Annotated in this window: 15 protein-coding genes; 12 read left to right on the forward strand and 3 right to left on the reverse strand. The window is 43.9% G+C overall.

Annotation, left to right across the window (positions count from 1 at the left end; all coding sequences use genetic code 11):
• Positions 1-55: 55 nt before the first annotated feature.
• Complete coding sequence (locus APAR_RS01590) at positions 56-505, forward strand: hypothetical protein (protein WP_012808396.1); 450 nt, start codon at positions 56-58, stop codon at positions 503-505.
• 81 nt (positions 506-586) lie between these two features.
• On the opposite strand, the gene pth2 is transcribed toward APAR_RS01590, so the two are convergent.
• A complete protein-coding gene (gene pth2 / locus APAR_RS01595; protein WP_012808397.1) occupies positions 587-1,027 on the reverse strand; it encodes an aminoacyl-tRNA hydrolase in 441 nt (146 codons plus the stop codon).
• 218 nt (positions 1,028-1,245) lie between these two features.
• Here pth2 and APAR_RS01600 point away from each other — a divergent pair, with 218 nt between their 5' ends.
• The 7 genes from APAR_RS01600 (at position 1,246) to APAR_RS07350 (ending at position 7,185) form a co-directional block, all read left to right on the forward strand.
• Positions 1,246-1,734, forward strand: a complete 489-nt coding sequence (locus APAR_RS01600; RefSeq protein WP_012808398.1) for a prepilin peptidase — start codon at positions 1,246-1,248, stop codon at positions 1,732-1,734.
• A gap of 668 nt (positions 1,735-2,402) precedes the next feature.
• Complete coding sequence (locus tag APAR_RS07440; RefSeq protein WP_012808399.1) at positions 2,403-2,822, forward strand: helix-turn-helix domain-containing protein; 420 nt, start codon at positions 2,403-2,405, stop codon at positions 2,820-2,822.
• A 109-nt stretch (positions 2,823-2,931) separates the two neighbouring features.
• The gene (locus APAR_RS01610; protein WP_012808400.1) at positions 2,932-3,180 is read left to right on the forward strand and encodes a hypothetical protein; all 249 of its coding nucleotides are present in this window, start codon (positions 2,932-2,934) and stop codon (positions 3,178-3,180) included.
• 244 nt (positions 3,181-3,424) lie between these two features.
• On the forward strand, positions 3,425-4,045 hold the full coding sequence (locus APAR_RS01615; RefSeq protein ID WP_012808401.1) for a TetR/AcrR family transcriptional regulator: 621 nt from the start codon (positions 3,425-3,427) through the stop codon (positions 4,043-4,045).
• Positions 4,046-4,131: 86 nt separating this feature from the next.
• The gene (locus APAR_RS01620) at positions 4,132-4,740 is read left to right on the forward strand and encodes a hypothetical protein (protein ID WP_012808402.1); all 609 of its coding nucleotides are present in this window, start codon (positions 4,132-4,134) and stop codon (positions 4,738-4,740) included.
• Between the two features lie 177 nt (positions 4,741-4,917).
• Positions 4,918-5,928 carry a type I phosphomannose isomerase catalytic subunit gene (locus APAR_RS01625; RefSeq protein WP_012808403.1) on the forward strand — a complete coding sequence of 337 codons (1,011 nt, stop codon included), beginning with the start codon at positions 4,918-4,920 and terminating at the stop codon, positions 5,926-5,928.
• An 87-nt stretch (positions 5,929-6,015) separates the two neighbouring features.
• Positions 6,016-7,185, forward strand: coding sequence for a hypothetical protein (locus APAR_RS07350; protein WP_012808404.1), 1,170 nt, complete (start codon positions 6,016-6,018; stop codon positions 7,183-7,185).
• A 122-nt stretch (positions 7,186-7,307) separates the two neighbouring features.
• Here the strand turns inward: APAR_RS07350 and mscL are convergent, their stop codons facing one another.
• Both mscL and APAR_RS01640 read right to left on the reverse strand, forming a co-directional pair.
• Positions 7,308-7,757 (reverse strand): large conductance mechanosensitive channel protein MscL, encoded by a 450-nt coding sequence (gene mscL, locus APAR_RS01635; RefSeq protein WP_012808405.1) that lies wholly within the window; start codon positions 7,755-7,757, stop codon positions 7,308-7,310.
• 61 nt (positions 7,758-7,818) lie between these two features.
• Entirely contained in the window at positions 7,819-9,375 is a 1,557-nt protein-coding gene (locus tag APAR_RS01640; protein WP_012808406.1) for a carboxypeptidase M32, read from the reverse strand.
• A gap of 194 nt (positions 9,376-9,569) precedes the next feature.
• Here APAR_RS01640 and APAR_RS01645 point away from each other — a divergent pair, with 194 nt between their 5' ends.
• The 4 genes from APAR_RS01645 to APAR_RS01660 all read left to right on the forward strand — a co-directional run bounded on the left by APAR_RS01645 (position 9,570) and on the right by APAR_RS01660 (position 14,551).
• Complete coding sequence (locus APAR_RS01645) at positions 9,570-10,868, forward strand: aminotransferase-like domain-containing protein (protein WP_012808407.1); 1,299 nt, start codon at positions 9,570-9,572, stop codon at positions 10,866-10,868.
• A 2-nt stretch (positions 10,869-10,870) separates the two neighbouring features.
• On the forward strand, positions 10,871-11,872 hold the full coding sequence (locus APAR_RS01650; protein WP_012808408.1) for a D-alanine--D-alanine ligase family protein: 1,002 nt from the start codon (positions 10,871-10,873) through the stop codon (positions 11,870-11,872).
• A gap of 8 nt (positions 11,873-11,880) precedes the next feature.
• A complete protein-coding gene (locus APAR_RS01655; protein WP_012808409.1) occupies positions 11,881-12,849 on the forward strand; it encodes an ROK family protein in 969 nt (322 codons plus the stop codon).
• A gap of 196 nt (positions 12,850-13,045) precedes the next feature.
• The gene (locus APAR_RS01660; RefSeq protein ID WP_012808410.1) at positions 13,046-14,551 is read left to right on the forward strand and encodes a PTS fructose transporter subunit IIC; all 1,506 of its coding nucleotides are present in this window, start codon (positions 13,046-13,048) and stop codon (positions 14,549-14,551) included.
• Positions 14,552-14,712: the final 161 nt, after the last annotated feature.

Here is a 14,712-nt window from a genome sequence, read left to right on the forward strand (position 1 = left end):
GTTCTTATACGCTATAAGCTATACAGAAAACAAATAAACAACCAAGGAGTTGTGTATGGATAGCAAGTTTTCGCAAACACCTTTTCGTGGCGAGAAGTTCAAAGAGTTGGCCCTGAGCGCCTTGCGTGCATTTGGTTATGGTTGTCTTGCTGCGGCAGGAATGAGTGCTGTTATCTTTGCATTTGCCTACTTCACTAGCGGTATGGACATGTTTACGGGAATAGACTGGGTACGTCGCGTCATGTATGTCATTTCTTCGCTGGGAATTATTGCCTGTGGCGTTGGCTTGCTCTTTAGTGGAAAAGAGTACGAGGATCGTCAGATAGGCTTTACTCGCGATATTGATGATCCTATCAGCCTTAAAGAAGGAAAGCTTGATCCTCGTATTTCAAACATTGAGACCAATCACTTATCTTGGCAGGCTGCAATTCTCTATGCCTCAATTGGTATGTTTGTAGTTACCACTATCTTTGACGAGGTCATGAGCCATATCTTTTTGATGTAGATTTTGATCCACTGTAAAGGTACTTATAAACATATTAAGAACGCACTTAGAAACGCTCTAAAAGAGTGCTTACGCTGTGCACTAGTACAGGGGTAACTCGCCAGTTAACGGATCAATATCTTCTGCAGCAAGCGGTTCAAAAGCAAGACAGGTAAACGTTGGCTCTCCATGGAACTCGGTAAAGCCAGCATCTCTAATAAGAGCCACTACAAAACCACGAGCTTTTCCTTCAGCGGCAAGCTCAAGCAACTCTTCTTCAGAATCAACGTAAACACATACCTTTGCTACACCAGCATCAAACCAGTTGGTGATTGCAGAGGTATCTTCATCAGCATGGTCTAAATAGACCCAATTCTGATCATCTGCGACACGAACTTGATTAAGTCGATGCTCTTTTGCAAGCGCCATTAGCGTAGCTTCAACACACGCATGGCTTGCCTGGGCAGCAATTTTTCCTTTACGCATCTTGAGATCGCGACGAATGACAATCATTTGTTTTGATTTATATGAAGAGCTCGGCATAAAAAACCTTTCTAAAAACTAGATGCTAAGTGTACCATTCACGGCTTTCCAATTTTTGTCACGAGAAAATCCTGGAGGTTTAAAAAAGATTCTCCAAAACTAAGAGCAGCGAAAAGAACCTTGGATAATCAGATTGTTTCATCAATAAGTTAAATAACGGCACATGTGTTAAGAGTTATTTTTTGTACACATTGATAGGGTTGAGTAAGGAGGTGTTTATGAAAGAGTTTGTTATTCTCGTGATGTATATCTGTGCTTCAATATCGGATATGCGAGATCGTACTATTCCAAATAGAATCCCTATCATGCTTGTTTTCCTATGGCCCATTTGGTTAGCGGTAAATAAGAATCGAGCCGAGATGATTATGAGCAGTCTATGGAGTGAACTCTTTGTTATATGCGTATTGATTCTGGTAAGCATAGTTACCAAATTTATAGGTCATATGTCTTCTATAGGAGGAGGAGATATTAAGCTTATTCTCTCAACATGTCTTTATCTTGAAATAAAAGAGACATTTGTCTTTTTATTTTTGGCAAATATTTTAGGTGTTATGTTTTCTTTTCTGTTTACAATATGGAGCAATTTTTCAAAGAGAAGACACAAAAATAGTCAAGAAAATACCAGTTCAAACAATATACTTATGTATACATTTCCTTTTGCACCATTTCTTACTATTGGTGTGGCACTTGCGCTATTTTTACGCTAAAATCGGGAAGTGTTATATGAATTTAAAAAATCTTCTAATTCCCGAATATATAAAAAGTTTTTTCTGCTATCAATAGTTTACACGTTGCATTGAGAGATTGAGTTCCCCCAACACTCAATTTCATTGCTAAATGGCCCCGATCATTTAGATTTCTCGTTATGCGAGGCAACGTATGCCATGGAGGCAGGACGACTTTTAACGTGGTCGCACACATGTCGTACCTGCCTCATGGCAACCATTTAGAGCTATACGCTCTGTCTTTGATATACCCGTTATTTGAGTATTTAAAAGTAATAATACGGGAATTGAGCTATTTTCCTGCGGTTTTATATTTGACCAGAAATCAGTTACGATGATCATCTAAAAATCAAACAACAAGATGATGCAATATCTCTTTATCGCAGCAGAAAACTGCTGATACATTATCTTGCATAGATGAATAGATTTTTGTATATCTTTTGTATTGTTAAGCAATCACAAACAGTAGGGTTACTTATATTTTTGTTTACGTAACAGGTATGCGATTTTCTTAAAGTTTTGCTTGTAAAACAACATAACAAATTGTATCTAAAGATATTTTAGTGTAGTATCATACGGTAACAACACGAGACTATGCATAAAACATACGCGTGTTTTTCAGACATCGTTTGAGCAGATGGGGCTGTGAGATGGCTAAGGCAGGTGTTACCAAAAAGACTGACCCAGGTTTGGGTAGGACAGTAGCAAGGTTGTTGCAAGAAAGTGGCAAGCGCCAGGTAGACCTGTGCGAATTCTCACATTGGTCGCGTGCGTATGTTTCTTATATTTGCACCGAGCGCCGTAAGTGGCCTTCATTTGATAAAGCAAAAGTTATTGCTGACTTCTTCTCTTTAAGTCTTGATCAGCTTTGGGTTGAGCATCTTAAAGATCTTGTTGATGCTGGCGTAGAACTTTCTGAGTCGCAGAAGAAGAATTTAGCTGAAGGTATTAATCTTCCAAATCCTACTGTTATGCATGACGGAAATAACAATAGAGAATACCTCCAACCTGTTGCTCCTTCGGGGAACGGTTCAGATTACACGCTCCCGGAAATTCTTGGCATCGAATAAGTATTTTTGGCTATTTTTATTGTTTACAATGCCATACTTGCTGTATACGCGTATGATTCAGCGTTGTTCAGATTGCATAGGGCTATCTGAAGAGTAGGAGATGTGCAAGATGGCTGGACTACACTGTTCAGATTGCGCTTTTAGTTCGTTCAAGTTTAACGAGGACGCCCAGATGTATCAGGCGTACTGCTCGCGCGGCTATTTGCTGGCTGATCCACATATTCATGAGCTTTTTGCCATGCACTTTGCTAAGTCTCCAGAGGATTTTGTTCCAGTTAAAGATCCGTTTAATCGTGAGTATCTGAGAAAGTCATATATTTGTGGAGAGTTTATTAAGCGCAAGGATGATTTGGGTTAACGGCATGTCTTAAAAACCCTGTTATGTAATATAGCAGGGTTTTATTATGCTTTTGACGTGTTTCTCGGTTATTGATATCAAAGAATTAAGTAAATATTACAAAATTTGTTATGTAACGCTTATAGATTTTTGCATAATTAGTTAACTTTCTGTTATATGTTTTCCTTAAAACAAGGTAGTATTGATTTGGGGGGAATCTCCTTATTACAAGGGGATTTAAAACATTTATAAAGGAGCGGCAGCAATGTCGAGGCGACCACAAACAGAAAGTTGTGACACACGTTACAGACTTCTTAAATCTGCAGAGCAAGAGTTTGCTTTACAGGGATACGACAAAGCTTCACTTAGGCAGATTTGTGCACATGCAGGCGTTACTACAGGCGCTCTCTATTTCTTCTTTGATAATAAAGAGGATCTCTTTAAAAATGTTTTGATTCCTATAACTGAAGGTGCAGTTCGGATTCTAGAGGATTACAAAAATCATCTGCTGGTTTCTGGTGAAAGAAATCTTGAAGATACTCCTTTGGGCGATAAAGAAACTCTTGATAAATTTTTAGACCTTTTATACGGCAATAGGTACGTGGTGCGGATTCTTGTGAACAACCGAGAAAATCAACATGTTGTTCGTTTCTTTGAAGAATTGACCGAGGTCATTTCTTCAACAATTAGAGCTATTCTTTATCCTAATGTTGCGCAGGTTAAGCCCTATGATGAGTTCATTATTACGTGGCTTGCACAAACTGAGATGACCACTATTGTCAATATTCTTAAAAATGATGAGACTCGTGAAGAGGCTGATGGTCACATTAATTCAGCAGTAATGTTCACACAAGGTGGCATTAAGGCCTTAGTTGATGAACATTAAGTGCTCATCTGTGCATAAAAATTGACAAAATCTATTTAATTCGGCTATTCTCAATAAAGGTAAATAAAAACCCAAAGGAGACCTTTATGAAGTTTAATAAGCTCGGCCTCGTAGCAGTTTCCGCTTCCGTTGTTTTTGCTCTTGCAGGCTGCAGTAATCTTATTCCTAACCTTTCTGATACAGGAACTACAACTGGTGATCAGCAGCAACAGCAGCAGACTAAACCTGATGCAAATACTGCAACCAAGCCTTCAGATTCCCGTGCTGGTGACTCTGACTCCAAGGATCTCTATAATTCTCTGATGGACAAGCATAACACTGATGAGATGATTGCTAACGTTCAGAAGTACGTTGATGATGTTAAAAAGACTGACGATAAGACTGAGGTTCTTATTGATACCGACAAGATTACCGTTACCGTTACGGGTATTGGCGTCGACTATGAGAACTCTAATGGCTATCTGGTAGAGGTTGTCAACAAGACCGATTCAAACATCTTCATCCAGGCACACGATACCACTATTGGTAAGAATGAGCTTAGCATGTTTATTAACGCAGCTCCTAATACCACTACCAAGGGCTTCGCATTCTTTGATCCAGGCGTAAAGCTTGATTCGTCTACAACTCTTCGCGGTACCATCTATGCTCTTTATGGTTCTGATTACAGCATGGATTCCTTCGACGTTATGTACTAAGTTTTTCTTAGTTCGTTGACTGTAAAGGCTCAGCTTTTTGGCTGAGCCTTTTTTATTAACAAGAAATCTTGATAAATAGTGGCTAAATGAGTTGATGTTTAAGCAGTTAGAATCCGTTAGACTATAGAGTTGTGATGCATCAAAGAAGCATGTATGCACTAAATATAAGGAGCTACGATGCTGGATTTAGACAAGAATACAGACAGCTTATATAACGACCTTATTTTTTTAAAACCCCTTTTTCACAATAAGATTTGGGGCGGAAGAAGGCTTGCTGAAGAGTATGGCTATGACATTCCTGAGGGTTCAGTAGGCGAGTGCTGGGCAATTAGCGCGCATCCTAATGGAGACTGTGAAGTTGCATCTGGTGCATATGCTGGAAAGACCCTTTCTAAGCTTTGGGAAACTCATCGTGAGCTTTTTGGTAATGCAGAAGGAGACCGTTTTCCACTTCTCATTAAAATTCTTGATGCAAAAGATGACCTTTCTGTTCAGGTACATCCAGATGATGAATATGCTGCAGAGCATGAGAATGGCTCGCTAGGTAAGTCTGAATGCTGGTACATTTTGGAGGCAAAACAGAATGGCGATATTGTTGTTGGCCAAAATGCTTCATCAAAAGAAGAGTTTGCTGAGCTAGTTAAACAGGGTAAGTGGAGTCAGCTGCTAAATTACGTGCCAATCAAGCCTGGAGATTTCTTTAGGATTGATCCTGGTACGGTACATGCCATCAGAACAGGTACGTTGATTCTTGAAACGCAGCAAAGTTCAGATATTACGTATCGTGTGTATGACTATGATCGTTTAGGTGATGATGGTAAGCCTCGTGATTTGCATTTGGCACAGAGTCTTGAGGTTATTGATTACGCACAGGAAGCCCCGACATCCGGAGCAATTACTGCTCCAGAAATTGATGGCAAAACTGAGCTTATGAGCTGTAAGTATTTCTCGGTAGAAAAATATGAGATTCAAAAGATAAAAACTATTGCTCAGCCTTGGCCGTTTATGTGCGTAAGCGTTATTGAGGGAGAAGGAACAGTTTGTGCTGATGGTGGTAAGGGATGTGAGCATAAGCTTTATAAAGGCTCGCATTTTATTGCTCCTGCACTTTCTGGTGACCTTCATTTTGTAGGTACCATGACTTTGATTGTGTCTCATCTTCCTCAACCAAGGAGCACAGCTCTTTGAGACAAATGTTTTAGTTTTTATAACATTTGATACCTTTGAAGTAGAATATAAGAAGTTGAGCCTTTCATACGCTTATAGGAGGAACGTATGAACAAAGAAATAATGAGTCGTCGTGCTTTTGCAGGATTGGCTGCAGGAGGCGTTGCTAGCACGCTTGCTGCATGCAATAACGATGTTATACAGGCATTCTTAAATCCAGATTCTGTTCTTGGTGGAACTGATCAGGCAAACCCCCAAAATGGCGATCAAGGTGGTGACACCTCTAAGTCGAACCTTACTAAGCTTGAAGAGATTCCAGATAATCCAACATTAACCGGCGATCTTACTAAAATAATTACTGGTGTTTGGTGTGTTGACTATGGCGTTGGAATTAAAGGCGGCAAGATGGATGGAAAGACCTTTGACCATAGTGGCATGCTTAATCAGGGCTATAACGATGGAACCGTTCTTAATTATTCCTTCAAAGCAGATGGCACCTTCTATATGCACAATTTTAAGGGTGTAAAGACTGACGGTAAATGGACCGTAAAGGGAGATAACACCATCCAATGCGATTATAAAGATGACTCTGCTTCAATGATTTTTGATAAGGATGACAACAATTATTTGAAGTTCAGTGATACTAATAGTGAGATTACCTTTACCTGCAAAAAGCTTTCTGACAATCCTGATGATACCTCACAGATTGCCTACCTTGATGGCAAGGTAGTCAATTTTGCTGCTACAGTTCCAGGTACTTATTATCTTTTTGGTCTGCATTATGCCGATGGTTCTAAAGATGATCTGACCAGTGATCAGATTGAGTCTATGAATAAAGGTTCAGGAGCAGGCTACACCTTTTCTGCTCACAAGGATGGAAATGCTGCACTGTTTTATCCAGATGGTAGTGTTATTCCTATTCAGATTGTTGCAGAACAGCCTTCTTCAGATGGTCTTTCTTTCCCTATTCTTGCTATGGGTATTTCAGCAACCGAGGAACTTTCTAAGTCAATTCTGTATACTACCGAGGATAATAAGAAGCTTGTCTGCATTGATGTCCCTAAATACACCCTTAAGTTTGCTCGTCTTAATCATCGTGAGGATGATTGGAGCAAATATGAGTATGCGCCAAAGGCTCAGTTCCCATGGCAACCAGATGGCAAAGGTGGTTTTAAGTTAGTAACACCTACTTCTGGTTCTGGTGATGGCTCATCAGGAAATGGTGACAGTTCGTCAGGAAATGGTGACAGTGGCAACGGGGGATCTGGCAAGAAATAACCACAGCTTTTTTCAGGCATTTTTACTGATACAAAAAAGCAGGCATATGATATGCCTGCTTTTTTCTTGCCCAACTTTTACATGTGTAAAAGAACGAGTAATGTAAAACTTAGTGTTAAAACTTACGCAGCGTGTGCGCCGCCCTCAATCTCACCAGTGCAGTGTGGGCAGCGAGTTGCGCCTTCCTTAACCTCTTCGAGGCAATGTGGGCAGTGTGGAGCTGCAACCTCTTCAACAGCCTCTTCTTTATCTTTCTCAAGCTTGGAAGCTTTCATGAACTTGTTGAGGGCTTTAACCATGCAGAAGACAATGAATGCAATAATCAGGAAGTTGATGATTGCGCTGATGAACGCACCAAAGTCAATGCCGTTCTGGGTGCCAGGAACTGGAATAGAAAGACCAGAAACCTCAGTACCGCCACCAGAGATTAACTTAATGAATGGGTTGATGATGTCATTGACAAGGGAGGTAACAATAGCGGTAAATGCTCCACCAATGATGATACCAATAGCCATATCCATGACATTGCCCTGCTGGATAAATTCTTTAAACTCTTCTAAAAACTTTTTCATGTTATCCCTTTCGTTTAATTAGCAGAGGATAGATATTTCTACTTGCGTTTTAAACTAGCGCTTATGCACTGGTTAGACCATAAATGCGAGAATATTTGTCAGTCAGATATTCTGTGTAGTAGTGGACGTCAAAAGGTTCACCGCATGCGTCTAAGATGAGTTCCTTGGAGTCCTTTGCGCGACCCCAGGTCCAAATACGACTACCTAACCACTCTCTGATAGGAGTAAGGTCTCCAGATGCGCAGACGGCATCAAAATCCATGCCTTCAGCAATCATAGCGTGTTTGTATTGTGCACCATAAGCGCTGCCAAGTGCATAGGTTGGGAAGTATCCAAACTCACCCCATGACCAGTGAACATCCTGAAGAGCACCTTCGGTGTTGTTTGAAACCGTAACACCCAGGTACTGCTTGTACTTCTCGGCCCAAAGCGTTGGGACATCTTTTGCGGTAATTTCGCCAGATAGGAGTGCTTGCTCCATCTCATAACGGATAAGGATGTGCAGAGGATAGGTGAGTTCGTCTGCTTCAGTACGAATGAGACTTGGCTGCACCTTGTTAGCTGCCGAGAAAAGCTGGAAGGCAGTGACACGATTAAGCTGACCAGGGAAGTGCTTACGCATAAGCTGAATCAGTGGTTCGGCAAATGCCTCAGAAAGGCCGACGTAGTTCTCAAAGAATCTAGATTGAGACTCGTGCATGCCCATGGAAGTGCCGGTGCTCAGAGAGGTAAAACGGTACTCCCAGTTAATACCTTGTTCGTAAAGGGCATGACCGTTCTCGTGCAGCATGGAATAGACATTGGAGAGAACGTTATTCTCGTAAGCATGACTTGCAACCATAACAAAGCCAATACCAGGACCTCCTGTATAAGGATGCTCGGTTTTGCCAAGCCAGTAGGCATCCTCGTCAAGACCCTGGAGTTTTACCAGGTCTTTTGCAAGGTCCCACTGACGATTGACGTCAAACTTGCCCTCAAGAGGTTTGGTGCTTGGCTGACGCTTAGAAGCCATGCAATCGGCAACAAGTGGTACTACTACTTCTTTAACATTATTGAAGAAAGTGTTGTAAAACTCTCTGTTGGTATCGTGCTCAAAATCGCTGAGCAAGAGATCGTATGGATCTTTTGAAGCATCGCGTGCCTGGCACATTTCTTTGCGGAGCTCAATTAAGCTATCCAGTTTTGGTTCAAAGAGTGACCAGTCATCATTGTTCTTTGCCTGCTCCCAGACCTCGTTAGCTTCTGTAGTTAGACGAACAAAGTTACTTTGAAGTTCAACAGGTACATCTACCAGTTGGCTTCTGTCACGGCGTAGAATTTTTACTTGTGCACGATGAGTCTCATCAAGCAGAGCGCGGTTCCCGTGAAGTCTATCAAGAAGTGCACCAACAGCGGGATCACAGAGGGTCTCCTGGATCTGTTCGCCTAAGATTGCCAGAGCTTCTCCACGCTCTTCAGCAGCTTTTTTTGGGTCAATACATGGTCCAAAAGAGCCAATCTCATTAGCTGCGTAGTTGAGAGCAAAAAGCTTTTTCTCAAGCTCATCAAGTTTAGCGATATCATCGCGGGGATTTGAAAGCGCTGCGTTTAATTCAACAGTGTTATTTGCGCTGTCCATAAAAATCCTCTCTACAAAAATAGGTGCGACCAGTTATTTTACCGGTCAACAGAAACCGTTTAGCGTATGCGCCATATTTTACCCTGTAATTTATTGATATTTGAGCGATACTAAAAAGACTACGTCCTAAAACAATAAGTACATCTTTTCGGCACAATTTTGTCTAAAGATGGCTTGTAAGGAGTATGAGTTCTATGGATGACAGCAGAATCTCGTTTGATCAATGGGGTGATCTGTATGCAGATCGCGTTCAAACCATGCGAAAGAGCGAAGTACGAGATTTGTTTGCGGCTCTGTCTCGTCCAGGCGTTATTGCGCTGTCTGGTGGCCTGCCGGACATTTCTTCGCTGCCGCTTGATCAGGTTGCAGAGTGCGCTCGACGCTGCGTTGCTGTTGAGGGACTCAGGTCTCTTCAGTACGGTAACTCTGATGGCCGTATTGAGTGCAGAAAGACCATCTGCAAGATTTTAGCTGTTCAGGGTATTGAAGCTGACCCTGATGAGATGATTTTGACTTCTGGTTCTCAGCAGGCGCTTGATTTCTTGGGTCGTGTTTTTCTTAATCCGGGTGACGATATTATCTGTGAGGGTCCAAGTTATCTTGGTGCATTCCAGGCATTTTCTGCGTATGAGCCTTCCGTTCATACTATTGATATGGACGAAGAGGGCATCAGAACTGATTTGCTTGAGGCAAAGCTTAAAGAGCTTGCAAGTCAAGGTAGAAAGCCTAAGTTTATCTACGTTATTCCTAACTTTAATAATCCCGCTGGTATCACCATGTCTATGCCAAGGCGCTTGCGCCTTCTTGAGTTGGCCCACCAGTACAATATTCCTGTTGTCGAAGATGATCCGTATGGTCTTATTCGTTTTGAGGGAGAAGATTTGATACGTTTGAAGTCGCTTGATTCAAACGTTATTTACCTAGGGACTACTTCAAAGATTTTTGCCCCTGGTCTGCGTCTAGCATGGATGGTTGCACCTCGTCACTTCCTCGAGCGCATTAATCTTGCTAAGTCTGGTTCTGACCTGTGTACCAGCCCCTTTAATATGATCCTTGCTGAGCACTACTTTAATGAGGTTGATTGGCAAGCAGCACTTGAGGTTTCCAAGTCTCGCTATAAAGAGAGAAAAGATGCCATGCTGGCAGCTCTTGAGGAGTTCTTTCCCCAAGATGTTACCTGGACTAAGCCTGAGGGCGGTCTGTTCCTGTGGGTAACCTTCCCGCCATACCTTAACACTGAGCAGCTGCTTCCTCGTGCCATTGAGGAAGGAGTTGCCTTTGTACCTGGCGTTTATTGCTATCCTGACCAGCGTATTAGCTCAAGTATGCGTCTGTGTTACTCATTTGAAACTCCGGAACGCATTCGTGAGGCAATCCGTAGGTTGTCTTTGTGCGTCCAAGATCGTATGGCGTTGTATCGTGCATTCTTGGAGGCAGGAGCTCTGCCCGAGTCTTCTCGTTCCGAATCTTATTCTTCTGCAAGGGAGTGTTAAGTATGGCTACAAAAGTTGCTGTCATTATGGGTGGAGCCTCATTTGAGAGGAACTTCTCGCTAAAAAGTGGGGCTCTTGTCTCCGAGGCTTTAGAGAAGTGCGGTTATGAGGTTTTGCCACTTGATGCTGATGCTCATCTGGTTGATACCCTTCGTGCCGAGAAGCCCGATGTTGCCTTTGTGTGCCTTCATGGTGCAGGTGGAGAAGATGGTGCGGTACCTGCACTTTTGGAGTTTCTCAAGATTCCGTATGTGGGCTCGAGGCCAGCGTCGTGTAGGGCTGCGTGGAATAAAGCAGACATGCCATTTATTGTGCGTCAAGCCTGGTCAAAGGAGGAATCCGAGGTCATTTGGCCCCCTCAGATTGTGTTGACCGCCAGTGCATTCAAAGACCTTGGGGCAGCAGCTGCTCTGGACATGGTCCCCGAGCGTCTTGGTGGTGGAGTTGGTTTCCCCTTAGCGGTCAAGCCAGTTCATGGTGGTTCTGCTATGGGTCTTTCTAAGGTTGATAGCGCCGACCAGCTTGGTAAGGCGCTTCTCGGCGCACTTGGCTTTGATGATTCCGTCATTATTCAGCAGTGGGTTGATGGCGTTGAAGTAAGCGTTACCGTGCTCTCTGATGCAGATGGCGAGAAAACCCTGCCACCTGTAGAGATTTCGGTGATTAAAGGCATTTACGACACGGACGCTCGTCTTGATCCAGAGCGCATTGAGCATTTCTGTCCAGTTCGTTCTGAGTCTCTGGCGGCTCTTGGCGCAGATCCAGTTGCTGCTCGTGAGGCTCTTGAGCGTGCGGCTCTTGAGGTATTTACCGCGTACGGCTGCAGAGATCTTGCTCGTATTGACTTTATTTGGGATGGACATCACGTTATGGTCATGGGTTTGAAGACATTCCCAGGACTTACTGAGACCTCCCTTGTTCCAATGGCAATTGAGGCTGCAGGATATGCTGTTGAAGACGTTCTTGCACAGCTTGTTGAGGGCGCGCTTAAGCGCGGTAACTAGGGGGTTTCATGGAATACGTATTGGGCATTGATGTTGGTGGTACCACCATTAAACTGGGACTTTTCTCCACAGAAGGAGAGCTGCTTTCTGAGCAGAAGGTCAAGACGCCTGCACTTGATAACGAGGACGGTTATCAGACGGTAACCGATGCAATTAGGCTTATTGTTCATGGTCAAAAAGCAAGCCGCAATGATGTTATTGCGTGTGGTTTGGATATTCCAGGTCCTGTTGCAGATGATGGAACCGTCGGTTTTCTCGCTAATGTAGACATTGACCCTGAGGGATTGGTACAGGCAATTAATATGTGCTTGCCAAACGCAACCATCGCGTTTGTTAATGACGCAAACGCCGCGGCTTTGGGCGAAGCGTGGGCTGGCGTTGCCGTGGGCGTGCCGTCGTTTGTGCTGATTGCGTTGGGAACAGGTGTTGGCGCAGGCGTTGTAGTAGACGGTAAGCTTGCTGCAGGTGCTTTTGGCGCTGGTGGCGAGATTGGCCACATTATTGTTGAGCCAGAAGAAACTTTGACTTGTGGCTGCGGTCGTCATGGCTGCCTGGAGCAGTACGCTTCCGCTAAGGGAGTTGTTCGCTTGTACCTGGAGGAATGCGCCGCTCGTGGTGTTGTTCCTGTGAACATTGAGCACGAGACTGATACCGTGTCCGTGTTTAGAGCCCATGCTCAAGGAGATGAGTGCGCAACCCTTGCTATCCACAAGATGTGTCACTACCTTGGCCTTGCTATGGCGCAGGTTTCGTGCGTGGTTGATCCTGCTATGTTTTTGATTGGCGGTGGCGTAGCAGGCTCGTTTGCAACATTTGCGTTGGAGCTTCGCGAGACCTTTGAGCAGTATGCTCTACCGGTTAGCAAGGGCGCTCGTATTGAGGCCGCTAGCTTGGGTAATCAGGCTGCAATGTATGGTTGCGCATATGAGGCGTTGCGTCTTAGAAAAGAACGCTTTGGCCAGGAGGAAGCAGAGTAGAAGAGCATGCTCTACGATTAATGAGCGCAACCTACGTTTGAAAGTTTCTGTGCTCTTTATGTTTCTGGATAAGACATAACTCGTGGACTGAATTTTACGTAAAAGTATGGTTATTTAAGCTGCTCAATGCTAATATTGAGCAGCTTTTTGGTTGTGTTTAGAACAATTCTGAACACTAGGATGAAAGGGGAGTGCTGTGGCTGACGAGTCAAAGTATGACATCGTTGCTGCTACTGGTTGTCCAACCGGTATCGCGCACACCTTTATGGCTAAGGAGGCCCTTGAGAAGGCCGCCGCAGCTAAAGGTCTTACCATTAAGGTTGAGACGCACGGTCAGGTCGGTGTAGAGAACGAGCTTACCGCAGCTGAGATTAGGAACGCCAAGGCAGTAGTTGTTGCTGCCGATAAGGACGTTCAGGCTGAGCGTTTTGCCGGAAAACCAATGGTAAATGTTGGCGTTACAGCAGCTATTAAGGATGCGGAAGGTCTCATTGACCGTGCACTTGTTGCTCAGCCTGAGGGTGAGCTTGCAGAAGCAGACGATGCCCCAGTCTCAAGTACCATTGAGAAAGAGTCTGTAGGCCACACTATCTACAAGCACCTTATGAATGGCGTTAGCCACATGCTGGTCTTTGTTGTTGCTGGTGGTGTTTTGACCGCAGTTTCATTCCTCTGGGGCATCACTTCCTTCAGCTCCACTGAAGCTGACTACAACAGCTTTGCTGCCATGCTCAAGATTATTGGTGGCATTGCAATGGGCCTTATGGTTCCAGTCCTTTCTGCTTACATTGCTGAGTCTATTGGCAAGCGTCCTGCCCTGGTTCCTGGTTTTGTTGCAGGTATGATTGCTATCCAAGGTCTTCCAATCAACCCTAATACCGGCATGATTGATGCTGTTGGCGCTGGTGTTGGCTTTGGCTTCCTGGGCGGCATCGTCGGCGGCTTCCTTGCTGGTTATGTTATCGTTGGTCTTGAGAAGCTTCTTTCTGGTCTTCCAAAGAACCTTGATGGCTTGAAGGCAATTTTCCTGTATCCTCTGCTTTCTACCACCATTGTTGGCCTGGTTATGCTGGGCATTTCTGGTCCTATGGCAGCAATCAACACTGGCATGATGAACTTCCTGCGCGGTCTGTCTGCTTCTGGCCCAATTGTCCTCGGCCTTGCAATTGGTTGCATGTGCGCATTTGATATGGGTGGTCCAGTCAACAAGGCAGCTTACGTTACCGGTACAGCACTTCTGACTGAGGCTCTCAATGCTGGCATTGGTACTCCAACCTATGAGTTTGGTACCAACTTTATGGCTGCAGTTTCCGCTGCGTGTATTGTTCCTCCACTGATTACAACCTTTGCTGTTGTCGTTGGTAAGAAGTACTTTACTAAGCCCGATTTCAACGCTGGTTTGGTCAACTTCATTCTTGGCTGCACCCACATTACCGAGGGCGCAATTCCATTCATGACCAAGAACATTTGGCCTGTTATGCCTATTATGATGATCGGTTCTTCCATCGGCTCCATTTTGACCCTGCTCTTTGGTGTTCACGATCCAGCACCTCACGGTGGTTTCTTGGTTCTTCCAGTTGTTGATGGCGGCCTTAAGTGGGTTCTCGCTATTCTTATTGGTGCTGTTGTTGGTGGCATTCTCTTTGTTGCTTTCAAAGCATACGAGTACCGCAAGAACGGCGACAAGATTGTCGAGGACTAAGCGCTTGAACTAAGCGCGAGAATCAATCGAGAAGATTAAGCTTCACGCTTAGCACCATTTGAGTTTCAGCTTAGATTTTATGTACAGATCAGGCGTAGACTCAGATAATCGAAGTAAAATATGGACTCGGCGATTTTGTCGGGTCCATATTTGTTTTTAGA

Origin of the sequence: Lancefieldella parvula DSM 20469 (assembly GCF_000024225.1) — a bacterium.
GTDB lineage: Bacteria > Actinomycetota > Coriobacteriia > Coriobacteriales > Atopobiaceae > Lancefieldella > Lancefieldella parvula.